21 protein-coding genes are annotated in these 22,556 nt (G+C 66.7%); 3 read left to right on the forward strand and 18 right to left on the reverse strand.

Going from position 1 to position 22,556, the window contains the following annotated elements:
* Window positions 1-194: 194 nt before the first annotated feature.
* The 5 genes from A6745_RS15460 to A6745_RS15480 all read right to left on the reverse strand — a co-directional run bounded on the left by A6745_RS15460 (window position 195) and on the right by A6745_RS15480 (window position 4,262).
* Complete coding sequence (locus tag A6745_RS15460; protein ID WP_066128562.1) at window positions 195-908, reverse strand: glycosyltransferase; 714 nt, start codon at window positions 906-908, stop codon at window positions 195-197.
* Window positions 905-1,486 (reverse strand): class I SAM-dependent methyltransferase, encoded by a 582-nt coding sequence (locus A6745_RS15465; RefSeq protein ID WP_066128565.1) that lies wholly within the window; start codon window positions 1,484-1,486, stop codon window positions 905-907. Before A6745_RS15465 ends, A6745_RS15460 begins: the two co-directional genes overlap by 4 nt.
* A complete protein-coding gene (locus tag A6745_RS15470) occupies window positions 1,483-2,175 on the reverse strand; it encodes a PIG-L deacetylase family protein (RefSeq protein WP_231886009.1) in 693 nt (230 codons plus the stop codon). The genes A6745_RS15465 and A6745_RS15470 overlap by 4 nt, the downstream gene beginning before the upstream one ends.
* A 53-nt stretch (window positions 2,176-2,228) precedes the next feature.
* Window positions 2,229-3,281 (reverse strand): acyl-CoA dehydrogenase family protein, encoded by a 1,053-nt coding sequence (locus A6745_RS15475; RefSeq protein ID WP_231886028.1) that lies wholly within the window; start codon window positions 3,279-3,281, stop codon window positions 2,229-2,231.
* 87 nt (window positions 3,282-3,368) lie between these two features.
* Entirely contained in the window at window positions 3,369-4,262 is an 894-nt protein-coding gene (locus tag A6745_RS15480) for a hypothetical protein (RefSeq protein WP_231886010.1), read from the reverse strand.
* 464 nt (window positions 4,263-4,726) lie between these two features.
* On the opposite strand from A6745_RS15480, the gene A6745_RS15485 reads away from it, so the two are divergent.
* From A6745_RS15485 to A6745_RS15495, 3 genes are all read left to right on the forward strand, one after another.
* Complete coding sequence (locus tag A6745_RS15485; RefSeq protein WP_066128574.1) at window positions 4,727-5,683, forward strand: M14 family metallopeptidase; 957 nt, start codon at window positions 4,727-4,729, stop codon at window positions 5,681-5,683.
* Window positions 5,684-5,777: 94 nt separating this feature from the next.
* The gene (locus A6745_RS15490) at window positions 5,778-6,674 is read left to right on the forward strand and encodes a hydrolase (RefSeq protein ID WP_066128578.1); all 897 of its coding nucleotides are present in this window, start codon (window positions 5,778-5,780) and stop codon (window positions 6,672-6,674) included.
* A 60-nt stretch (window positions 6,675-6,734) separates the two neighbouring features.
* Window positions 6,735-7,862 carry a M20 family metallopeptidase gene (locus A6745_RS15495; RefSeq protein WP_066128583.1) on the forward strand — a complete coding sequence of 376 codons (1,128 nt, stop codon included), beginning with the start codon at window positions 6,735-6,737 and terminating at the stop codon, window positions 7,860-7,862.
* A gap of 49 nt (window positions 7,863-7,911) precedes the next feature.
* Here the strand turns inward: A6745_RS15495 and A6745_RS15500 are convergent, their stop codons facing one another.
* The 13 genes from A6745_RS15500 to A6745_RS15560 form a co-directional block, all read right to left on the reverse strand.
* A complete protein-coding gene (locus tag A6745_RS15500; protein WP_066128586.1) occupies window positions 7,912-9,990 on the reverse strand; it encodes a UvrD-helicase domain-containing protein in 2,079 nt (692 codons plus the stop codon).
* A gap of 8 nt (window positions 9,991-9,998) precedes the next feature.
* Window positions 9,999-12,092, reverse strand: a complete 2,094-nt coding sequence (locus A6745_RS15505) for a primosomal protein N' (RefSeq protein WP_066128588.1) — start codon at window positions 12,090-12,092, stop codon at window positions 9,999-10,001.
* 352 nt (window positions 12,093-12,444) lie between these two features.
* A complete protein-coding gene (gene hemE, locus A6745_RS15510) occupies window positions 12,445-13,521 on the reverse strand; it encodes a uroporphyrinogen decarboxylase (RefSeq protein ID WP_066128591.1) in 1,077 nt (358 codons plus the stop codon).
* A 132-nt stretch (window positions 13,522-13,653) separates the two neighbouring features.
* The gene (locus A6745_RS29395) at window positions 13,654-14,580 is read right to left on the reverse strand and encodes a helix-turn-helix domain-containing protein (RefSeq protein WP_066128595.1); all 927 of its coding nucleotides are present in this window, start codon (window positions 14,578-14,580) and stop codon (window positions 13,654-13,656) included.
* A 189-nt stretch (window positions 14,581-14,769) separates the two neighbouring features.
* The gene (locus A6745_RS15520; RefSeq protein ID WP_066128598.1) at window positions 14,770-15,195 is read right to left on the reverse strand and encodes a F0F1 ATP synthase subunit epsilon; all 426 of its coding nucleotides are present in this window, start codon (window positions 15,193-15,195) and stop codon (window positions 14,770-14,772) included.
* A 170-nt stretch (window positions 15,196-15,365) separates the two neighbouring features.
* Entirely contained in the window at window positions 15,366-16,766 is a 1,401-nt protein-coding gene (gene atpD, locus A6745_RS15525) for a F0F1 ATP synthase subunit beta (RefSeq protein WP_066128601.1), read from the reverse strand.
* Window positions 16,767-16,808: 42 nt separating this feature from the next.
* Window positions 16,809-17,705, reverse strand: coding sequence for a F0F1 ATP synthase subunit gamma (gene atpG / locus A6745_RS15530; protein ID WP_066128603.1), 897 nt, complete (start codon window positions 17,703-17,705; stop codon window positions 16,809-16,811).
* Window positions 17,706-17,807: 102 nt separating this feature from the next.
* Window positions 17,808-19,349, reverse strand: coding sequence for a F0F1 ATP synthase subunit alpha (gene atpA, locus A6745_RS15535; protein WP_066128606.1), 1,542 nt, complete (start codon window positions 19,347-19,349; stop codon window positions 17,808-17,810).
* Window positions 19,350-19,389: 40 nt separating this feature from the next.
* Window positions 19,390-19,929 carry a F0F1 ATP synthase subunit delta gene (locus tag A6745_RS15540; RefSeq protein ID WP_066128609.1) on the reverse strand — a complete coding sequence of 180 codons (540 nt, stop codon included), beginning with the start codon at window positions 19,927-19,929 and terminating at the stop codon, window positions 19,390-19,392.
* A 93-nt stretch (window positions 19,930-20,022) separates the two neighbouring features.
* Window positions 20,023-20,493 carry a F0F1 ATP synthase subunit B gene (locus A6745_RS15545; protein ID WP_066128612.1) on the reverse strand — a complete coding sequence of 157 codons (471 nt, stop codon included), beginning with the start codon at window positions 20,491-20,493 and terminating at the stop codon, window positions 20,023-20,025.
* A 131-nt stretch (window positions 20,494-20,624) separates the two neighbouring features.
* Window positions 20,625-20,867 (reverse strand): F0F1 ATP synthase subunit C, encoded by a 243-nt coding sequence (gene atpE, locus A6745_RS15550; RefSeq protein WP_003815363.1) that lies wholly within the window; start codon window positions 20,865-20,867, stop codon window positions 20,625-20,627.
* A gap of 139 nt (window positions 20,868-21,006) precedes the next feature.
* Window positions 21,007-21,888 carry a F0F1 ATP synthase subunit A gene (atpB, locus tag A6745_RS15555; protein ID WP_066128615.1) on the reverse strand — a complete coding sequence of 294 codons (882 nt, stop codon included), beginning with the start codon at window positions 21,886-21,888 and terminating at the stop codon, window positions 21,007-21,009.
* Between the two features lie 68 nt (window positions 21,889-21,956).
* Complete coding sequence (locus tag A6745_RS15560; RefSeq protein ID WP_082853078.1) at window positions 21,957-22,373, reverse strand: ATP synthase subunit I; 417 nt, start codon at window positions 22,371-22,373, stop codon at window positions 21,957-21,959.
* Window positions 22,374-22,556 lie beyond the last annotated feature (183 nt).

Here is a 22,556-nt window from a genome sequence, read left to right on the forward strand (position 1 = left end):
TGAAGTACCCGCAAGTGCAGTCGTTGTTTTCCGCAGTACCCAAGCCTGGCGTTGTCGCAGTCGATGTTCAGCAGTATCCGGGCTTGAAGCAGTAGCCGTTGCGCAGTATTGAAGCCGCAGTAAGGCAGGCGCCCCAAGACCGCTGTTTCGGTCTTGGGGCGTTTGTTTGTCCGCTCTGCGGCAACCGCATTGGGTCAGGCGGGCAGGCGCAGCACCTCGTCGGAGGGCCGGTCGGCGTCGTCCGCATCGCCGCGCCAGGCCCGCCGCAGTGTCGTGGCGAATCCCCCCGCCACGCGGGAATAGGCTCTCGCGCTGGTCGTGACCCTGGGGCGAGCCGACCATGCGATCACCGTCCCCGCCCGCTCGAAGCGATCCACCAAGGCCTGGTCCTCGCTGCAGGCCAGCGCCTCGAAGCCGCCGATCCGCAGATAGGCCTGCGCGTCGATGCCCAGGTTGGCCCCATGCACATGCCGGTGCCCCTCCCGGTCCTGGTAAGCGGCGAGAAACCCGGCTCGCGCCGTTTCGGCATGCATGCCATGGCTGTCCCAATCCATGACGCCAACGGTTCCGCACACCACCTCGGCGCACAGGGCCAACTGATCCGTCAACCACGATTCCGAGACCAGCGTGTCGGCATCCGTGAAGGCCAACCAGCGTGCTCCCGCCGCGATCAGGTGGGTGGCGCCAACGGCACGCGCCACGCCTACGTTGCGGTGCTGCACCGGCAGCAGAGTGACGCCCCAGGCGCTGGCCCGTTCCGCCGTGCCGTCGCCGCAGGCATCCAGCACCACCACGATCTCGACGGGCTCTCCGTTCAAGCCCTCATGGATCGAGGCGCCCACCACTGACGCCAGGCAGCGGTCGATGTAGTCCTCTTCATCATGTGCCGGAATACAGATCCCGATCATGCCGTGCCTCCCGGCTTGCGCCAGACGTCCAGGCGAAACCGTGCGTCCTCATGCATGACGATCCGGCCGAATCCCGACAATGCGTCCACTCGCGCATGGACGCGCGAGGTCGCCTGGCGGCGGTCATGGAAATCTTCCGTGCAGTGGCACATCACCCAATCTCCTCCTGGCGCCAGGCAGCGCAGGCACTGGCCTACGAAGACATCCAGGTCGTGATCGTCGAGGTAATAGGCCAACTCGGACACCACGATCAGATCCGTCGATTCCAGGGTGCCCGCGGGCCACTGCCGCGGCAGTTGCAACGCCTGCGCACTGACGTGCGTGCTGCCCGATTGCTCGATCCACTGGCGGCATCGCGCGACGGCGGCCTCCGACCCGTCGATGGCGTATACCCGCTCGCACCGGCCGGCCAGGCGGCGCGAGGCCTCGCCTTCCCCGCATCCCAGATCCAGGGCCAGCCCATAGCGTTCCCGTGGCAGACAGGCCATGAGCAGGTCCAGCTTGCGGCGCTCGTACCAATCCGTCCGCAATCGCCAAGGATCGGTTTGGCGGCGGTACATCGCATCGAAGTCGGTCATCTCAGCAGCACCTCGAAGCAGCGCAACACGCGAGCCAATGCGAATCCAGGCAGGATCGGTGCATTCCCCGTGCTGGGATCGGGCTCGAGCTGGCTGCGGAACTGCGCGACGGCACGGTGCTTGGCGCGCAGGTCGTCCTCGCCCAGCCGCACCGCCACCGCCCGCTGCCAAGGGAAGCTGCCGTCCTCGGGGTCGGCCCAATGCCACCCCCAGATCGGCGCTTCGAAACACCGGCATGCCTTGGCGCGCGCGGCCTCTCGGCTCGCCCTGCCCGCCGCTTCGTGATCGGGATGACCATCCAGGCGCCATGGCGCGATGAGCAGGTCGCCGGGCGACAGCCGCTGGGACAGGCGCTCCACCAGCTCCTGTTCGCGGGCCGCGACACCGCCATCCGGCAAGGACAGGCGTGTCCGGGTGACCGGCACGTTCAATGCCGCCAACGCCTGCTCGCTCTCGCGCGCGCGCACGGCCGCCAGTTGCGAGGGCGACCACTGGCGCGAACCGGGGTGGCTGGCTTCGCCATCCGTGACGGCGAGGACGTGGATCGCGGCCCCCAACGCATGCCATAGCCGGAGCAGGCCTGCACATCCGAGGATCTCGTCATCGGGATGCGGCGCCACGACGTGTACGGTGCGGCTGTCCTGCAGCAACGCCGCCGCATCCGCGAGCGTTACGGGATGGGAGTGCATCCATGCCTGCCAGCGGGACTCGGCGGTCCCTTCCCCAAAAATAAGCCGTGGCATTACAGCGTCCATGCCTGCTCCGCGGGCTTCATGGCCATTTCCTTGCCATGCGCCGCGAGGTCGCGTTCCGCATGGCTCTGGCGGATGTAGACGGGCAGATCGGCGAACAGGCGCGCCAGGCCGGCATCCTTGCACAGCGGCCCGGCGCCCAGGGCGCGCGGCGCGTGTTCCAGCACGGCCTGCACGGCGGCTTCGACTGCCAGGCGAGCCCGCTGCACCGCTGCCGTACAGCGATCGAAAGGGCGGGCGTCGATATCCGACGCGGCCTCGCGCAACAGGCTGGCGGCCTGCGCCAGCGCCACGTCCACCGCCCCCAGATGGGCCTGCGCGAACACATCATCCGGCCGCCGCTGGGCAAGCCGATGCAGATGGCGCGCGATGCCCACCGCCCCGCCATACCAGCAGGCCGCCACGCCGGCGGCGCCATGCATGAAGCCCGGCCGCTCAGTGTAGGCACGAGGTCCACCCAGGACGATGGCGCGAGCGCCATCGAACTGGACGTCTCCACTGGCGGTGCCCGCCATGCCCACGGCATGCCAGCCCCGCGCGGTAGCGCGGACCGTGGGCTGCGACATGTCCACTGCCGCCAGGCAAGGCTCGCCATGGCCGTTCCAGCCGCTGACCACGGCATTCGTGACCCATTGCGCGGCGGAACACCATGCCTTGGCGCCATGCAAGGCAACGCCCTCGTGCCCCCCATGGCGGAATTCCAGCCGGTGATCGGGCGGCTCCGCGCACCACACTGCCCAGGTCTGACCAGGCGATACACAGGCCGCACCGCGCAGCTCGTTCAGGATGGCCAGGGCGTCGGCATGGCTCTCCAGCAGCTTGGCCAGGACCAGGTCATGCTCACCGACCGCCGCCAGCACCGCCCAACGCTCAAGCGTCCGTCCCGAGGCGGGCATCGGCAGATCGCCCCAGCCCGCATCCACCAGGCGCTTCAATGCCGCGCCCGCGTGCTCGCCATCCGCCGATCGCTCCAGGCAGTCGCGCAGCTGCGCCCTGCCGCGCTCGGCCATCCACGCCCGGTTCCGTCCATCCGCCATGATCATCGTCACCCTGGAATCGAGAAAAAGGCCGCCCCGCGGGCATCCGATCGTGGCGGCCCGAGGATCCGGCGACAGGGGGGAACTCGGGGTTTACCGGTCGCGTGCGCGGCCGCCCCAGGTCGCCGTCCAACTGGCAACGAACGCACCGATCAGCAGTGAGGCGAACGCCCACAGCGCAAACACGGCGGCTGCCTTGCGGGCGGCATCGGCCGCTTCACGCGCCTTCTGCTCGGCCTGGGCCACGGCCTGGCGGGCCTGGCCGGCCAACTGGTCCACGCGTTGCTGCGCCGTGGCCTCGTCCACGCCCGTGCGGCGCGCCACCAGCTTCACCAGATAGGCGCGGTCCTGATCGGACAGTTTCCCTTCCGACAGGCTGTTGGCCAGGATGCGGCCGACTTCACGGCGAGGATCGCCGTTGGTTTCCGGCGGCGCCGCGTCGCCGGGACGCAGCAACGCGTCCGTGAAGTAGTCCAGCGAGAAGCCAGGCATGTCCGGGCGTTCGCTGCGCTGCGCCATCGCCGCTGCGGCGCCCCCCGCGGACCCGGCCACCGCGCCGGCCGCGCGGCCCGCGGTGTTCAGCAGCGAACCTGCCGCCGCGCCCAGCATCGCCACCGCCAGCACGGCGCTCAGCGCCCACACCAGGAAGCCGTGCGCGGTATCGCGGAAGTAGATCTCGTCGGCCGCCGCATCGGTCCAGCGGGTGCGCAACCGGCCAGCCACGTATCCGGCCACGCCATAGGCGACGACCTGCGTGACCAGCAGCCAGGCGATGGTGCCGATGGCCAGTGCGCCGCCCGAGGCGCCTTCCTGCTTCCACGGCGACATGGCCAGGAAACCCAGTCCCGATCCGCCGACCAGCAGCATGGCCGACAGCGCCGCCGCGATCACCGCGCCGGCAATGACGGCGCCCCAGGAAACGGCCGAGCCGTTGGAGACCACGCCGGCCGGCGCATAGCCAGCCATGGGGGTAGTGACAGTGCTCATGTTGTTTTCCTCTTGGATATGCGTTTGGGTCCGCTCAGTGCCAGAACAAGGCGAGCAGGATGATCACGGGAATCGGTACACCCAGCATCCAAAGAATGATCGATCGCATAACCCCTCCATCGTGTCGCATGAAAATCGTGGAATACCGCCTGTCGGCGGCCAGTCCGGAAGACCGCTGGTCGGACGTTCCCGGATTCACGCCTTTCAGCAAATGGCGTGCCTGACCCGCCAAAGGGGGAACCCGCAAGGTGCGAGACGCAGGCATCGCGCCTTGCGGCGGGACGCCGCCGGCCCGGTGTGCCGTCCCATCGATACGCCGGCACGGAATATCCCTGGGACAGCGCACTAGAATGGCTCCATGTTCAGAACGGCACGTGCTGCGCCAGGGTCCTCCCGGCCCCGGGGCAGCCGCTTGCCATCGGCCAACCGACCCGGCCCAACATCCACGCAGTTCCGGAGCCTCCATGTCCGCCCCTCTCCGCCCTTTCGAGCTGGCCTGTCCCGACCTGTCGGCCGAACGCATCGGCAATACCGATACCCCCGGCGTCTGGTGTTTCGACTCCGGCGTGCCCGGCCGCCATGTCATGATCAGCGCGTTGGTCCATGGCAATGAACTGTGCGGCGCCTGGGCCCTGAAGACATTCCTGGCCAGTGGCCTTCGGCCCCGCCGCGGCCAACTGACGCTGGCGTTCTGCAATCTGGCCGCCTTCGACCGCTTCGATCCCGAGCAATACATGCGTTCGCGCCTGGTCGAGGAAGACATGAACCGCGTCTGGAGCGCCGACAAGCTCGCCGATCCGTCCACGCAGGAACGCCGTCGCGCCGCCGAACTTCGTCCCTGGGTGGAGCAGGCCGACTGGCTGCTGGACATCCATTCGATGAGCAACTCCGACGTGCCGCTGCAACTGACCGGTCTCTTGCCGCGCAACATCGAACTGGGCCTGCAACTGGGCACCCCGTCCAAGGTCATCGCGGATGCCGGCCACGCGGCAGGGGTGCGCATGCGCGACTACGGCCGTTTCGGCGAACCCGGCGACAACGGCACGCGCTCGCTGCTGATCGAATGCGGCTTCCACGGCGCCCCCTCCGCGCGTGACGTGGCCATCGACCAGATGGCGCGCTTCCTGGCGGCCTCGGGCGCGTTCGACCGCGCCGAACTGCCCGGCGGCTGGTTCATGCCGGACGCCCCGTCCCGGCAGGCGCTGGAAGTCACGCACGCGATTGCCCGCAAGAACGAGAACTTCCGCTTCGCCCAGCCCTGGCAGGGACTGGAATGCCTGCCGTCGGCCGGCACGCTGATCGGCTGGAACGACGACGAGGAAGTGCTGACGCCCTACGACAACTGCGTGCTGATCATGCCGTCGCTGGGCCAGCCCCGGCCCGGCGTGACAGTGGTGCGGCTGGCGCGGCCCATCGCATAAGCCACGGTCCGTGCGCACGGCGTCCGTGCCCGGACGTACACTCTTGCCACGCTGGCCGACACACGCGCCACTCCCTGCACGCTTATCAAGACCGATGAACCCTCTGGATCTTTCCAACGCCGACCGCATCGCCCTCGAATTGGGCCATGCCGGCCGCAACGCCATCGCCTACGTGGACGATGACCGCAACTCGGATCGCCCGTTCACGCTGCACACCTACCGTCCGTACGGCTACACCGCTGACCGGCCGGTGGTGATCGTGCAACATGGCGTGCTGCGCAACGGCGCCGACTACCGCGACTACTGGATAGAGGCCGCAGACCGGCACAAGCTGCTGATCGTGGCGCCGACCTTCTCCGAAGCGATCTGGCCAGGGCCCGAAAGCTACGAGAATGGCCGTGTCTTCAGCGCGGGCGGCAATCCGCGCCATGTCGATGGCTGGGCCTACGCGCTGCCGGCCCGCGTGCTGGCCGACCTGCGCGCGGGCGAGATCAGCGACTGCAAGGCGGTCTACCTGTTCGGCCATGCCGGCGGCGGGCAGTTCGTGCATCGCCTGCTGAGCAGCCAATCGTCCGAGCCTTACCATGCCGTGGCCATCGGCAATCCGGGCTGGTACAGCCTGCCCACCCTGGACCTGCCCTTCCCCGAAGGCCTGGGCAAGGTCGGACTGACCGACGCGCACGTCGAGCGCCTGTTGGCCTATCCCCTGCAGATCCTGGCGGGCGACCAGGACATCGCCACCGAAGGACCGTACCTGCCCGCCGAACCGGCCGCGCTGCGCCAGGGCGAGCACCGCCATGCGCGCGCGCATCATTACCTGGAAGCCGGCCGTGCGGAGGCCGCGCGCCGCGGCGTACCCTGCAACTGGACGCTGCGAAGCGTGCCCGGCATCGGCCATGACGGCCGCGCCATGTCGGCCGTCTGCGCCAGCCTGTGGTTCGACGGCGGCATGCCGGACGCCGATACGATGGCACGCCTGGCGGCGGGCTGAATCCTCGATGGCGGGCCGCCCGCAGGCGACACCCGCGACATATCTCAAGAAGGCACATCAATGAGCACGCTACCCGACACCGCCCGGCTGGTCGACGGCATCCAGGACTGGATGCGCTGCGAGTCCCCCACGAATTCGCCCGCGGGCGTCGCCGCCATGGCCGAGATCGTCGCGGCTTTCGCCAGCAGCCTGGGCTTGCGCGTGGAACTGACCCCGCTGGGCCCGCGCACGGGGCCGCTGGTGTATGCCACCAACCGCGCGGCGGGCGACGAGCGCCCCGGCATCCTGGTGCTGGCGCACCTGGACACCGTGCATCCCATCGGCACGCTGGACGCCAACCCGATCCGCATCGAAGGCGACAAACTGTACGGCCCCGGCGGCTACGACATGAAAGCCGGCCTGTATCTGGCACTGTCGGCCATGACCGGCCTGGCAACGCCCGGCGCAACCCGGCTGCCGGTCGATTTCCTGATGGTGCCCGACGAAGAAACCGGCAGCCACGCTTCGCGCGAACACACCGAACGCCACGCCCGCAACGCCAGGTACGGGTTGGTGTGCGAACCGGCGCGCGCCAACGGCGGCAAGTGCGTCACCGCCCGCAAGGGCACCGGCATGCTGCGCCTGGGCGTGAAGGGCCGCGCCGCGCATGCCGGCGTGCAACACCAGCTGGGCCGCAGCGCCATCCGCGAAATGGCGCACCAGGTGCTGGCGCTCGAGGCCATGACCGACTATGAACGCGGCGTCACCGTCAGCGTGGGCACGATCGAGGGCGGCACCACCACCAACACCGTGCCGGCGCTGTGCAACTGCGTGGCCGATTTCCGTGTCCCGGACATGGGCGCCGCGCAGGACGTGCTGCGCCGCATGCGCGAGCTGTGCGCCGTGGGCCCGGACATGGAGCTGGACATCGACGTCGAACTGAACCGCCCGCCCATGGTGAAGGACGCCGCCGTGACGGCGCTGCTGGATCTGGCGCGCGGCTATGCGCAACAGGCCGGCTTCGTGCTGGAGGACGCGCCGATGACGGGCGGCGGCAGCGATGCCAACTTCACGTCGGCCTTCGTGCCCACGCTGGACGGGCTGGGCGCGGATGGCGACGGGGCGCACACGCTGCACGAGCACATCCTGGTGTCCACGCTGGAAATGCGTGTGCGGTTCTGGAATCTGCTGCTGCGCGAACTGGCTTGAGCCCGCAGGCGGCGGGCCACGGGCTCGCCGCAGGGCTTTCCTTCCTGGATCAGGAAGGCTTGTTCAACAGCGCCTTGAGCATCCCCAGGCGTTCCTTGGGGCTCATGGCGCGCGTGGTTTCGTCTTCCTGCGGCTTGGCCTGCTCCAGGCCCATTTCGTCGATGAAGCGCGAGGGCTCGCAGACGCGGTCCTCGCGTGCACGGCGGCGCCGGCGGCACCAGCTCAGGTGCAGGGTACGCTGGGCGCGCGTGATGCCCACATACATCAGACGGCGTTCTTCCTGGATGCGCACGGCCAGGTTCTCGGCCGCCCGTTCGGGATCGCCGGTGTCGTCGTCTTCCTTGCCCAGGTGCGGCAGCAAGCCCTCTTCGACACCGGCCAGATAGACGTGCGGATACTCCAGGCCCTTGGATGCATGCAGGGTCGAGAGCTTCACCGCGTCGGGCTCTTCCTCGTCGCCACGTTCCAGCATGGTCACCAGCGCCACGTGCTGCACCAGGTCGACCAGGGCCATGTCGTCTTCCTCGGCCTTGCGCTTGAGCCAGCTGACCAGTTCCAGCACGTTCTGCCAGCGCGTCTGCGCGGGCTTCTCGTCGAACATGTCGTACAGATAGCGTTCGTACTGGATGGCCGACAGCAGATCGTCCAGCAACGGACCGGCGGCCTCGCGCGGGCGCGCGTCTTCGACCGTGGCGGCCGGCTTGCCGGCGCGCCACTGCATGCGGATGATGAAATCGGCGAAGGTGCGCAGCGGCTCGAGCTGGCGCGGCTGCAGCAGGGATTCCAGGCCGGTCTCGCCCACCGCCGACAGCAGCGAGATATGCCGCTGCGAGGCATAGGTGCCCAGCGTCTGCAGCGTGCCCTGTCCGATGCCGCGCTTGGGCGTGGTGGCCGCGCGGATGAAAGCGGGATCGTCGTCCTCGTTGGCCAACAGGCGCAGGTAGGCCAGGATGTCGCGCACTTCGGCCTTGTCGAAGAAGCTCTGCCCGCCCGAGATGGTGTACGGAATCTTCAGGTTGCGCAGGGCCTGTTCCAGCACGCGCGCCTGATGGTTGCTGCGGTACAGGATCGCAAAGTCCTTCCAGTTGTTCTTGCGCTCGAAGCGCGAGGCCGAGATCTTCATGCCGATGGACTCGGCCTCGTGCTCGTCGCCATCCATGGGCGAGATGGTGATGGGTTCGCCCCAGCCCAGGTCGGACCACAGTTTCTTGTCGAACAGCTTGGGATTGCGCTCGATGACGCTGTTGGCCGCGGCCAGGATGCGTTGCACCGAGCGGTAGTTCTGTTCGAGCTTGATCAGCTTCAGTTGGGGATAGTCGCTGGGCAGCCTGGCCAGGTTCTCGACGGTGGCGCCGCGCCAGGCGTAGATGGCCTGGTCGTCGTCGCCGACGGCCGTGAACATGGCGCGGTCGCCGGTCAAGAGCCGCACCAGCCGGTACTGGCACACGTTGGTGTCCTGGTATTCATCCACCAGCAGATAGCGCACGCGGTTCTGCCATTTGGTGCGTACGGCTTCGTTGCTGGCCAGGATCTCGGCGGGCAGGCGGATCAGGTCGTCGAAGTCCACCGCCTGGTAGGCCGTGAGCGTGGCGGCGTAGCTGCGAAAGACGATGGCGGCCTCGACCTGGGTGGGCGTGTTGGCCACCTTGGCCGCCTCGTCAGGGTCGATCAGGCCGTTCTTCCACAGCGAGATGATGGACTGCACCTCGCGCAGACGGCCCTTGTCGGTGGTCTGCAGCAGCTCCTGGATGATGGACATGGCATCGTCGGAATCCAGGATCGAGAACTGGGGCTTCAAGCCGGCGCTGGCGGATTCTTCGCGCAGGAAACGCACGCCCAGCGCGTGGAAGGTGCTGATGGTCAGCCCGCGCGCCAGCTTGCCGTCGACCAGCGTCTTCACGCGTTCGGCCATCTCGCGCGCGGCCTTGTTGGTGAACGTCAGCGCCACCACGTTGCGGCCCATGTAGCCGCAATCGCGTAGCAGATAGGAGATCTTCTGGGTGATGACGCGCGTCTTGCCGCTGCCGGCGCCGGCCAGCACCAGGCAAGGACCGTCCAGGTACAGCACCGCCGCCCGCTGCGCGGGATTGAGGCCGGCCGGTACGGAAGTGGGTTCAGGAGCGCTCATCGCGTGAATTAGATTTCCAGGGGATCGACTTCCAGTTGCCAGCGCACGCGCGACTCGGCCGCCACGTGCGGCAGCCAGGCGGACCAGGCGGTCAGGAAGGCCTGCAACGCGGGGCGGCTGGTGCTTTCCACCAGCAACTGGGCCCTTTCGACGTGGGCCACGCGCACCACGCGCAACGGTACGGGATCGTACCGCGTCACGAGATCGAGCGCAGGCAGATCGGCCTCGTCGGCCACGTCGCGGGCGCGCTGCAGGAACGCCAGCGCCTGGACCAGTTCGCGGGCTTCGGCGGTCAGCAGGGCCTGATAGGCGAACGGCGGCAGGCCGGTCTCTTCGCGTTCCTGCAGCGAGTGGCGCGCGAAGCCCGCGTAGTCGTGCCGCACCAAGGCCTGGTAGACCGGTTGCTCGGGATAGCCCGTTTGAATGATGACTTCACCGCCCGCGGTATGGCGGCCGGCACGGCCAGCCACCTGCATCAACTGGGCGAACAGGCGCTCGGGGGCGCGGAAATCCTGCGCGAACAGCATGGAATCGGCATTGATCACGCCCACCAGCCCCAGCCGAGCGAAATCGTGCCCCTTGGACACCATCTGTGTTCCCACCAGGATGTCGACCTCGCCGGCATGCACGGCGGCGAACAGGGCCTGCGCACTGCCCTTGCGGCGCGTGCTGTCCGCATCGATGCGCGAGATGCGCGCCTGCGGGAAGAGTTCGGCCAGGTGTTCCTCGACACGCTGCGTGCCTCGGCCCATGGGATTCAGGTCCTGGTCGCCGCACTCGGGGCAGGCGCGCGGCACCTGTGCCTGATAGCCGCAATGGTGGCAGTGCAGCCGATAGCCCCCCGCACCGGCGCCACGATGCAGCACCGTGAACGCGGAACAGCGCGGGCAGTTGCTGACCCAGGCACACGAATTGCAATGCAGCACCGGGGCATAGCCGCGGCGGTTCAGGAACACCAGCGCCTGCTCGCCTCGCTCGATCCGCTGGCCGATGGCCTCGACCAGTTGTGGCGACAGGCCCTGCTGCATCTGCAGGCGCCGCGTATCCACCAGACGGACGCGCGGCAGGCTGCTGGCGCGCGCGCGGTTATTCAGCGTCAGGCGCAGATAGCGGCCGCGTTCGGCGTGGTGCCAGGACTCCAGCGCGGGCGTGGCCGAGCCCAGCACCACGGGGATGTCCAGGTCGTGCGCGCGCCATACCGCGAGATCGCGTGCCGAATAGCGCAGGCCTTCCTGCTGCTTGTACGAGGGATCGTGCTCTTCGTCGACCACGATCAGGCCCAGTTCGGGCATGGGCGCGAAGATGGCCATGCGCGTGCCCAGCAGCATGCGCGCCTGGCCGCGCTGCGCGGCCGCCCAGGCCTGTATGCGTTCACCGTCTGCCAGGCCGCTGTGCAGCACGGCCACGGCATCCGCCCCGATGATGGATTCGAGCCGGGCGCGTAGCGCGTTCTCGAGTTGCGGCGTCAGGTTGATCTCGGGCACCAGCAACAGCACCTGCCGGCCAGCCGCCAGCACCCGCTGCGCGGCGCGCAGGTACACCTCGGTCTTGCCGCTGCCCGTGACGCCATGCAGCAACACGGGCTTGAAAGCCTGCAACGCGCAAATGGCATCGACGGCCGCCTGCTGCTCGTCGTTCAGGGCCGGCGCCTGGTCGGGCGCGGCCGCTGTGCCGGCCCCGCGAGACTTGCGCGCATCGCGCCGCGCGACGGGCCCCAGGCCCGAACGCTTGCCCTGGTAGGCCGACGGCTTGCGCAGCGGCGGCGGCAGCACGGGCAGCATCACTTCGCCCAGTGGACGCTGGTAGTAGTCGGCCGCGAATCGCGCCAGCTTCAACCAGCGCTCGGGAAAAGGCGGCAGATCACGCAGCACCTGTTCGACGTCCTTTACCTGGGCCACGTCGATGGCGGGCGCATCGGGCAACTCGACGACCACACCCACCAGCTTGCGGCGACCGAACGGCACGATCACTCGCAGGCCGACTTCCACCGGTTCGTTGCAGCGGTAATCGAACGGGCCCGGCAACGGCACGTCCAGCGCCACGCGCACCCATCGGGAGGCGGGCGCCAAGGTGGCGCAGTCGGGAGAAACCAGTTCGATCATGGGGTCCAAGGAGGCGGCGACAGGCAGGCCGAACTTAAAGTGAATTCTGGATGTGGCCGCTAAGCGACCGGCGCGGTTCAGTGATTGTTCCAGCGGGAAAACTGGGCCGGGAAGCCTGTGGATAACATTGGGGAAAACATGCCGCGCCGCATTAATCTTAGGCAACACTTGTTGCTAGCACGACTGCATGTATTCTTGCAAATTCCTGTTTTCCCTATATTAATCATGGCGTTATGGGAATTTCCAAGACTGCGCCGCAGGTTCGATGCGCTGATCCGATCCAAGCCAAATTTGTGCACAACTCGATGCCCGGCGACAGGCCCGCACCGCGCGCGGGCGACGAAGCAACCACTTACTTGGCGTGATAGCGGCGGCTGTAGGTATGCACTTCGTCGACCAATTCAGCCACCATCTCGGGCGGGGTGTATTGCGAAATGCCGTGCCCAAGGTTGAAGACGTGCCCCCCCTGCCCGACCCGCCCGAAAGCCTCCAGCGCGCGGCGCGCCTCGGCGCGGACGGCCTGCGCGCCGCCGAACAGCGTCATGGGATCGAGATTGCCTTGCAGCGCCACGGTGTCTTGCACGCGCTGGCGCGCCTGGCCCAGGTTGACCGTCCAGTCCAGGCCCACGGCATTGCAGCCGCATGCGGCGATCTCTTCCAGCCAGATGCCGCCGCCCTTGGTGAACACGATGACCGGAATGTCCTCGCCTTCGTGCCGGCGCGCCAGCCCGGCCACCACCTTGCGGGTGTAGGCCAGCGAAAATTGCTGGAACAAGCCGTCGGCCAGTACGCCTCCCCAGCTGTCGAACAGCATGACGGCCTGCGCGCCCGCCGCGATCTGTGCGTTCAGATACTGGCGGGTGGCTTCGGCGTTGATCTCGAGCATGCGATGCAGCAGGTCGGGGCGCGCATATAGCATCGACTTGATCTGCCGGTAGTCGTCGCTGCCACGGCCTTCGACCATATAACAGGCGATGGTCCAGGGGCTGCCCGCGAAACCGATCAGCGGCACCTTGCCGTCCAGGGCGCGGCGGATGCTGGTGACGGCATCGAACACATAGCGCAGGGAATCCATGTCGGGCACGGCCAGGCGCGCCACGTCGTCTTCGTTGCGCACCGGGTGCGCGAAGCGCGGCCCCTCGCCGGCAACGAAATCCAGGCCCAGGCCCATGGCGTGGGGCACCGTCAGGATGTCGGAGAACAGGATGGCGGCATCCAGGTCGTAACGCGCGAGCGGTTGCAGCGTGACCTCGGTGGCATATGCCGGATTCTGCGCCAGCCCCATGAACGAACCCGCACGCGCACGCGTGGCGTTGTATTCGGGCAGATACCGCCCCGCCTGGCGCATCAGCCAGATGGGCGTGTAAGGCACCGGCTGGCGCATCAGCGCGCGCAGGAACACATCGTTTTTCAGGGTGGGGAAGGACACGGGAAACCTTTGGATTCTGAAGCGGTGATTTTACTGCCCTGGTCAAGACCTGCTGCCTGGCCCCCGGCCGGCCCGGCATGCGTAGGCGATTGACCCGCGCAAACGGCCCCGGCACGGCCATCGACCGGAACGTCACGTCGCCCGGGCTTGCGGGGTGACTCGATAGGGCGCCGCCTCGATGCGGTGCTTGCGCATCAGCGCCCAGAACGCGCGGCGATGCTTGTTCGAGGCCTTGGCCGCCTGCGCGACGTTGCCTCGGTGCCGCTGCAAGGCCTGCCGCAGATAATCCTGCTCGAAGCCATCGACCACGCGCGCCTTGGCCTGCCGGAAGGGTTCGTTGGAGACGGGATCCGGTGCTTTCGCCTCTGCCGTCTCGTCATGCCGCCGCGCGCCTGGCCGAGCCATGGCGCAAACAGAGCCGCCATCGTCGGTGAGGCGCCGGGATCCGACATGACCGCGCGGATAGGCGCCCGTTGGCATGGCACGCACCGCCAGGCCCGGCAGCACATGCGGCGGCATCGGCCGGTATTCCGCCCTGCCACCGCGCGGATACGCCGGCATGGCCTCTTGCACCGCTAGGCGTTGCCAGGCATCGCCCTCGGACGCAGGAAAATCCGCGTCACCCACCGTGGGCTCGGGCCGCATGCCGCGCCGCGCCACGATGCGCAGCAGCCGCGCCCGCAATTCCTCGGCACACAAGGGCGCGCGCAGGAAATCCGCCGCGCCCAGCGCCAGCAGATCGGCCAATGCCGGCGCCTTGACCTCGTGGGACAGCACCAGCACCGGTGTGCGCAGCACCCCCTGAGCGCGCAACAGCGCCAGGCGCACCCACGGCAAGGTGGACGGCTCGACCGGCAACAGGCACGCGTCGTAGCGCTGCAGATGCAGCGCGGCGGCGGCGATGAGAGACGCCGGATCGGCGTCGGGCGCCGAGCATTCCGCCAACGCATGGGCCTGCAGCCGCAGCCGCTCGCCGGAAAGCTCGGGCTGTGCCCAGGGCGCATTGCCCGCCGCCCCCCCGGGCGCCACCAACAGGGCACATTCGAAACGTTCACGCATGTCGCATTTTCCGCAAAGCGATGTCAGGAACACAGCTTACGGACTGGCGCACAGATGGGAAATTCGTAATTCACGCACTGCGGGAACTACGTACGCGGCCATGCAGCCGGCAACCATGCAAAAGGGGCGCACGAATACGCCCCTTTCCGAAACCAGACGTCCGGGCGAGCTTGCGCCCGCCAGGACCTCTCAATGACGCGACGACGGTGCGCGCATCTTGCGCGCGGCGGCGACTTCCGCGGTCAGCGCGGCCAGTTCGGCCTCGACCACGGCGATGTCGGCCTTGTCCTTGGCATTTCGCAGGGCCTCTTCGGCCTTCTCGCGCGCCGCCACGGCACGGGCTTCATCCAGGTCGGAGGCACGGATGGCGGTGTCGGCCAGCACCGTGACGGTGCCCGGCTGCACTTCCAGAATGCCGCCGGCAACGAAAATGTTCTCTTCGGAGTTGTCCGGGCGCACGATCTTGACCGTGCCCGGGCGGATGCGCGAGATCAGGGGCGTGTGGCCGGGCAGAATGCCCAGTTCGCCCGACTCGCCAGGCAGCGCCACGAACTTTGCCTCACCGGCGAAGATCGCTTCTTCCGCACTGACGACGTCCACTTTCAGGATAGCCATGTCGGATCCATATATCAGTTGTTCATGGCGCAGTACGCCACCCTGGCAGAAGGAAAGAACCCGCCCCCGATCCAGGGCGCCGCGGCTTCCGGCTTTGCCGGTCCGCCAGCGCCGCCCCTCTGGGGAGAGGCGGGCGCGGCGGCGCGCAGGGGGGGCCTTACCCTCGGCGCTTACTGCAGCTTCTTGGCCTTCTCGAAGGCCTCGTCGATCGTACCGACCATGTAGAAGGCCTGCTCGGGCAGCGAATCGCACTCGCCGTTGACGATCATCTTGAAACCACGGATGGTCTCGGCCAGCGGCACGTACTTGCCCGGCGAACCCGTGAACACTTCGGCGACGTGGAACGGCTGCGACAGGAAGCGCTGGATCTTGCGCGCGCGGGCCACGGCCTGCTTGTCTTCCGGCGACAGTTCGTCCATGCCCAGAATCGCGATGATGTCGCGCAGTTCCTTGTAGCGCTGCAGCGTCTGCTGCACGCCACGGGCCACCTGGTAGTGCTCTTCGCCCACGACTTGCGGGTCGAGCTGGCGGCTGGAGGAATCCAGCGGATCCACGGCCGGGTAGATACCCAGGGCGGCGATGTCACGCGACAGCACCACGGTCGAGTCCAGATGCTGGAAGGTCGTGGCGGGCGAGGGGTCGGTCAAGTCGTCGGCAGGGACGTACACGGCCTGGATCGAGGTGATCGAGCCGGTCTTGGTCGAGGTGATGCGCTCTTGCAGCTTGCCCATTTCCTCGGCCAGCGTCGGCTGGTAGCCCACGGCCGAAGGCATACGGCCCAGCAGTGCCGACACTTCGGTACCGGCCAGCGTGTAGCGGTAGATGTTGTCGACGAAGAACAGGATGTCGCGGCCTTCGTCGCGGAACTTCTCGGCCATGGTCAGGCCGGTCAGCGCCACGCGCAGACGGTTGCCCGGGGGTTCGTTCATCTGACCGAACACCATGGCGACCTTGTCCAGAACGTTCGACTCTTCCATTTCGTGGTAGAAGTCGTTGCCTTCACGGGTACGCTCGCCCACGCCGGCAAACACCGACAAGCCGCTGTGCTGCTTGGCGATGTTGTTGATCAGTTCCATCATGTTGACGGTCTTGCCCACGCCGGCGCCGCCGAACAGGCCGACCTTGCCGCCCTTGGCGAACGGGCACACCAGGTCGATGACCTTGATGCCGGTTTCGAGCAGCTCGACCGACGGCGACAGTTCGTCGAAGGCGGGAGCAGCCTGGTGGATGGCGCGCTTTTCGTCCGAGGCGATGGGGCCGGCTTCGTCGATCGGACGACCCAGCACGTCCATGATGCGGCCCAGGGTGCCCGTACCCACCGGCACCGAGATCGGTGCGCCGGTGCCGGCCACGGACATGCCACGGCGCAGGCCGTCGCTGGAGCCCAGGGCGATGGTGCGGACCACGCCGTCGCCCAGCTGCTGCTGGACTTCGAACGTCAGGCCCTGCTCTGCGAACGAGGAACTCTCGTCAGCCAGCGTGAGCGCTTCGTAGATCTTGGGCATCTGATCGCGGGGGAACTGAATGTCCACCACGGCGCCGATGCACTGAACGATGGTTCCGTTGCTCATGTCGATTCCTTGCTTGATAGCTTGTGACGGGTTGCAGCCAGCTTAGACAGCGGCCGCGCCCCCTACGATTTCCGAAATTTCCTTGGTGATCGCCGCCTGACGGGTCTTGTTGTAGACCAGTTGGAGCTCACCGATGACCTTCTTGGCGTTGTCCGACGCCGCCTTCATGGCGACCATGCGGGCGGACTGCTCGGACGCCATGTTCTCGGCCACGGCCTGGTACAGCAGGCCTTCGACGTAGCGCTGCAGCAGCGCGTCGATCACGCTCTTGGCGTCGGGCTCGTAGATGTAGTCCCAGCTGTATTCCGATTTGATCTGCACGCTCGCGTCGTCGCCGCCCCGGAAGGGATCTTCCAGGCCGTCGTTCAGCGGCAGCAGGCGCAGGAACACGGGTTCCTGGCGCATCGTATTGATGAAACGCGTCGTCGCGAGGTAGAGCGCGTCGATGCGGCCTTCGAGGTAGTCGTCCAGCTGCACCTTGATGGCGCCCAGCAGGCGATCCATGTCGGGCTGATCGCCCAGGTGGACTTCCTGCGAGACCAGCTTGGCGCCGATACGCGTCAACAGGCCCAGGCCCTTGTTGCCAAAGGCCGTGGTTTGCACCGCAACACCCTTCTGCTGGAATTCCTTCAGCTTGGCCAGGGTGACACGGCTGACGTTGGTGTTCAGACCGCCGCACAGACCCTTGTCCGTCGTGACCATCACCACACCCACGGCCTTCGCTTCGCGCTCGACCAGGTAGGGGTGGGAGTACTCGGGATTGGCCTGCATCAGGTGCGCCGCGATCTCGCGCACCTTGGTGGCGTACGGACGGCCAGCGCGCATCCGTTCCTGCGCCTTGCGCATCTTGGACGCGGCGACCATTTCCATCGCCTTGGTGATCTTGCGCGTGTTTTGCACGCTCTTGATCTTGGTTCGGATTTCCTTGATTCCGGGCATTGCGCTTTCCTGTTGATTCGGCCGGACCGGCTTGCGCCGGGCGATTCCGGTCTGAGGCGCGCGGGGGGCGACGCAGCGCCCTCCCGCTAGCTCAGACGTGCCTTAAAAAGCACCGTGCTTCTTGAACTCCTGGATGATCGAGGCCAGGGTGGCATCGTCATCCTTGGACAGTTCCTTCGTGTCTTCCACGCGCTGGATCAGGTCGGCGTGCTTGGCCTTCAGGTGATCCTTCAGGGCCTTCTCGAAGGACAGCACCTGCGCCACGTCCACGTCGTCCAGGTAGCCGTTGTTGACGGCGTACAGCGACACGGCCAGTTCCCAGACCTGCAGCGGCTGGTACTGCGGCTGCTTCAGCAGTTCGACCACACGCTTGCCGCGCTCGAGCTGGCGGCGGGTGGCGTCGTCGAGGTCGGAAGCGAACTGCGCGAACGCAGCCAGTTCACGGTACTGGGCCAGGTCGGTACGGATACCGCCGGACAGCTTCTTGACGACCTTGGTCTGGGCGGCGCCGCCCACGCGGGACACCGAGATACCGGCGTTGATGGCGGGACGCACACCCGCGTTGAACAGGTCGGTTTCCAGGAAGATCTGGCCGTCGGTGATCGAGATCACGTTGGTCGGCACGAACGCGGACACGTCGCCGGCTTGCGTTTCGATGATCGGCAGGGCCGTCAGCGAACCGGTCTTGCCCTTGACGGCGCCGTTGGTGAACTTCTCGACGTACTCTTCGTTGACGCGAGCAGCACGCTCCAGCAGGCGCGAGTGCAGGTAGAACACGTCGCCCGGGTAGGCTTCGCGGCCCGGCGGACGGCGCAGCAGCAGCGACACCTGACGGTAGGCCCAGGCCTGCTTGGTCAGATCGTCATAGACGATCAGGGCGTCTTCGCCGCGATCGCGGAAGTATTCGCCCATCGTGCAGCCGGCGTAGGCGGCCAGGTACTGCATGGCGGCCGAATCGGAGGCCGAAGCGGCCACGACGATGGTGTATTCCAGCGCGCCATGCTCTTCGAGCTTGCGCACGACGTTGTTGATCGTCGATGCCTTCTGGCCGATGGCGACGTACACGCAGGTGACGCCCTTGCCCTTCTGGCTGATGATGGTGTCGACGGCCACGGCGGTCTTGCCGGTCTGGCGGTCGCCGATGATCAGCTCGCGCTGGCCACGGCCGATCGGCACCATCGAGTCGATGGCCTTGACGCCGGTCTGCAGCGGCTGCGACACGGAGCGGCGGGCGATGACGCCCGGGGCGACCTTTTCGATGATGTCGGTCTGCTTGGCGTTGATCGGGCCCTTGCCGTCGATCGGGTCGCCCAGCGTGTTGACCACGCGGCCACGCAGTTCGGGGCCGACGGGCACTTCGAGAATGCGGCCGGTCGTCTTGACCTGGTCGCCTTCCGACACGCCCGTGTAGTCGCCGAGAATCACGGCGCCGACGGAGTCGCGCTCGAGGTTCAGGGCCAGGCCGAACACGTTGTTGGGAAATTCGAGCATTTCGCCCTGCATCACGTCCGACAGGCCGTGGATGCGGGTGATGCCGTCCGTCACGGACACGACGGTGCCCTGGGTGCGAACGTCAGTGGAAGCGCCCAGGCCCTCGATGCGGCTCTTGAGCAGTTCGCTGATCTCGGAGGGATTGAGTTGCATATTGACTCCTGGAATCCTGATTGGGTCTGTGCCGGCTGCGTCAGGCGGCCAGCTTGTCGCGCATGCGAGCCAGCTGGGCTTGAACGGAAGTATCGAGCACCTGGTCTCCGACGGCCACGCGCACGCCGCCGATCAGCGAGGGATCGACGGTGACGTGCGGGCGCAGCTTGAGACCGAATTTGACTTCGAGCGCGGCGACCAGATCAGCGACCTGGGCCTCGGTGAGTTCGAACGCGCTGGTGATCTCCGCCTGTGCCGTGCCTTCGTGACGATTCTTCAGCGCGGTGAACTGGCTGGCGATGACCGGCAGCAACAGCAGGCGGTCGTTCTGGACCAGCAGTTCGATGAAATTGCGCGCAGCCTGCGGCAGGCTGGTCTTGACCAGCCCGACGAAGACGTCGGCGCGTTGCGCATCGCCCAGACGCGGGTCGGCAAGGGCCTCGCGCACGTCGGGGTTGCTGGCGATCTGGGCGAGTTCGTCTACCAGTTCGGCCCAGCCCGCGAGCCCGGTCTGGTCGTCACGCGCCGCGGCGAACAGGGCCTCGGCGTACGGACGGGCGACAGTGGAAAGTTCAGCCATGTCAGCCTCCGCGCGGCCGCCCGAAGGCGGCTGAAGCCCCCTCGGGGGGCAGCGAACGATTAGTGAGCGTGGGGGTCATTATCCCTTCCCGGATCAAAGCTGCGCCTTGAGCTGGTTCAGCAGCTCGGCGTGGGCTTGGGCGTTGACCTCGCGCTTGAGGATCTGCTCGGCACCCTTGACGGCCAGCGCGGCGACATCGTCGCGCAGCGCATCGCGAGCGCGTTGCACTTCCTGGGCGGCATCCTGTGCGGCTTGCGCCACGATGCGGGCACGCTCGGCCTCGGCTTCGCGACGGGCTTGCTCGATCAGCGAGGCGGCCTGTTTCTCGGCCTCGACGATGCGAGCGTGGTTCTCGGACTTGGCAGAAGCCTCGATGAGGCTGGCGCGCGCCTGGGCCTGGGCCAGATCGGCCTTGCCCTTTTCCGCAGCGGCCAGGCCATCTGCGATTTTCTGGCGGCGCTCGTCCATCGCCTTCGTCAGGGGAGGCCACACGAATTTCATCGTGAACCAGCCCAGAACGAAGAACACGAGCATCTGGAAGAAGATTGTCGCGTTCAGATTCACGGTCGTTCCTTAGACACCTTGCTGGGTCCGCTGAAGACGGACCCGAAGCTTTCGATACTTTGCCAGTGGCGATGCCGTTGCCTGCATCGCCACCGGCGGGGAGCCCGCTGCGCCGGGCAGCGGACGGCGCCTTAGCCGACGAACGGGTTGGCGAAGGCGAACAGCATGGCGATACCCACGCCGATCAGGAACGCCGCGTCGATCAGACCGGCCAGCAGGAACATCTTGGTCTGCAGGGCGTTCATCAGTTCGGGCTGACGAGCCGAAGCTTCCAGGTACTTGCCGCCCATCAGTGCGATGCCGATGCAAGCGCCGATGGCGCCCAGACCGATGATGAGACCGCAAGCGAGAGCAACGAAAGCAACGTTGGTCATGACAACTCCTTGGTTAGAAATCTGAAGTCAGAATTTTGTTGAGAAAACGGGAACTGCTTGGAATGCAAGAAACTCTTTTGCAAGAAACTCTTGCGACCCGGCCCGCGCCACGAGGCGCGTGCCAGGGAAACGGGATAAATCAGTGGCCTTCGTGAGCCTGGCCGATGTAGACCAGCGTCAGCATCATGAAGATGAATGCCTGCAGCAGCACGATCATGATGTGGAAGATCGCCCACACGGAGCCGGCCAGCACCTGGCCGATCCCCAGGCCGATGCTGGTGCCGTTGAAACCGGTCCAGGCGCCGCCCAGCAGCGCGATCAGCATGAACACCAGTTCGCCGGCGAACATGTTGCCGAACAACCGCATGCCCAGCGACACGGACTTGGCCGCGTACTCGATCAGGTTGAGCAGGAAATTGAAAGGGGCCAGCACGATGGCGCCGACGCCATGCGCATGGAAGGGAGCCGTGAACAGCTCTTTGACGAAACCGCCCGGGTGCTTGATCTTGATGCCGTAGTAGAACATCAGCAGCAGCACGCCCAGCGACATGCCCATGGGCACGTTCAGGTCGGCGGTGGGCAGGATGCGATGGTAGTACAGCGGGTCGCCGTGGTGGGCGCCCAGGCCCGTCCAGCGCCAGATGGACGGCAGCAGGTCGACCGGGATCAGGTCGAGCGCGTTCATCAGGACGATCCAGAGGAAGACCGTGAGGGCCAGCGGAGCCACGAACAGGCGGCTCTTGGCGTTGGTGACGATGCTCTTGGCCTGGTCGTCGACCATGTCCACGACCATCTCGACGAAGGCCTGGAAACGGGTCGGCACGCCCGAGGTGGCGCGGCGGGCGGCCATCCACAGGAACAAGATGACGATCACACCCATCAGGATGGACCAGAACAGCGAGTCGTAATTGATGACTTCGAACTGGGCGATGGCAGTCTGCTTTTCGCCCAGATTGTTGAAGTGCACCAGATGGTGCTGAATGTACTCGGACTGAGGCGACGCGCCGCTGGCTGCAGCCATGTGAAACCCACCCTTTTGCTGTGCTTTCCGGACTGGAGGCCCGGACTACCCACGATTGTTAAATACTGCTATGACAGCTTGCGCAACAACAACAGCGGAAGATAGCCCTTCAAGGTGAGGATGAGGCCCAGCAGCACTGCCGGCCACACCAGCCACTCGCGCGCCAGCCAGGACAGCAGTCCCAGCAACAACGCCGTTGCGAAAAGCTTGATCAGCTCACCGAAGAGAAAGGCGAAAGGGTTGCTTCGTGCAGACCTTGCGACACCCACAAGAAGGCGCAGCGCGAACAGCGCATTGGGCACCAGATATGCCACCGCCCCAAGCAATGCCGACAGCCCCGCAGCCGCCCCCGCAAATATCCCCGCTATTGTTGCCGCTGCGAGTCCCATCGCCGCCTGGGCGGCCAGAACCAGGAGAATTTCCCGGCAGGCTCGTGCATTGAGCGCCGTGCGATCAGCATCGGTCAGTACCAGACTCTTTTGCACCAGCTTGCCCCCTCAGGCCGAACAGGGCAGGACGTCGCGCCAGCGATTGAATCGCCTGACCGGCACGCCTTCCTCTTCCCTTCCCATTGCGGCAGGTTTTATCCCGCCGGTTTACCTCACCGTTGGGTTCGACCTAGGGTGTATCCCCTTGCTTTTTCCGCAAGCGTCAAACCCGCGAAGTAT

Origin of the sequence: Bordetella ansorpii, from assembly GCF_900078705.1 — a bacterium.
Classification (GTDB): domain Bacteria; phylum Pseudomonadota; class Gammaproteobacteria; order Burkholderiales; family Burkholderiaceae_B; genus Bordetella; species Bordetella ansorpii_A.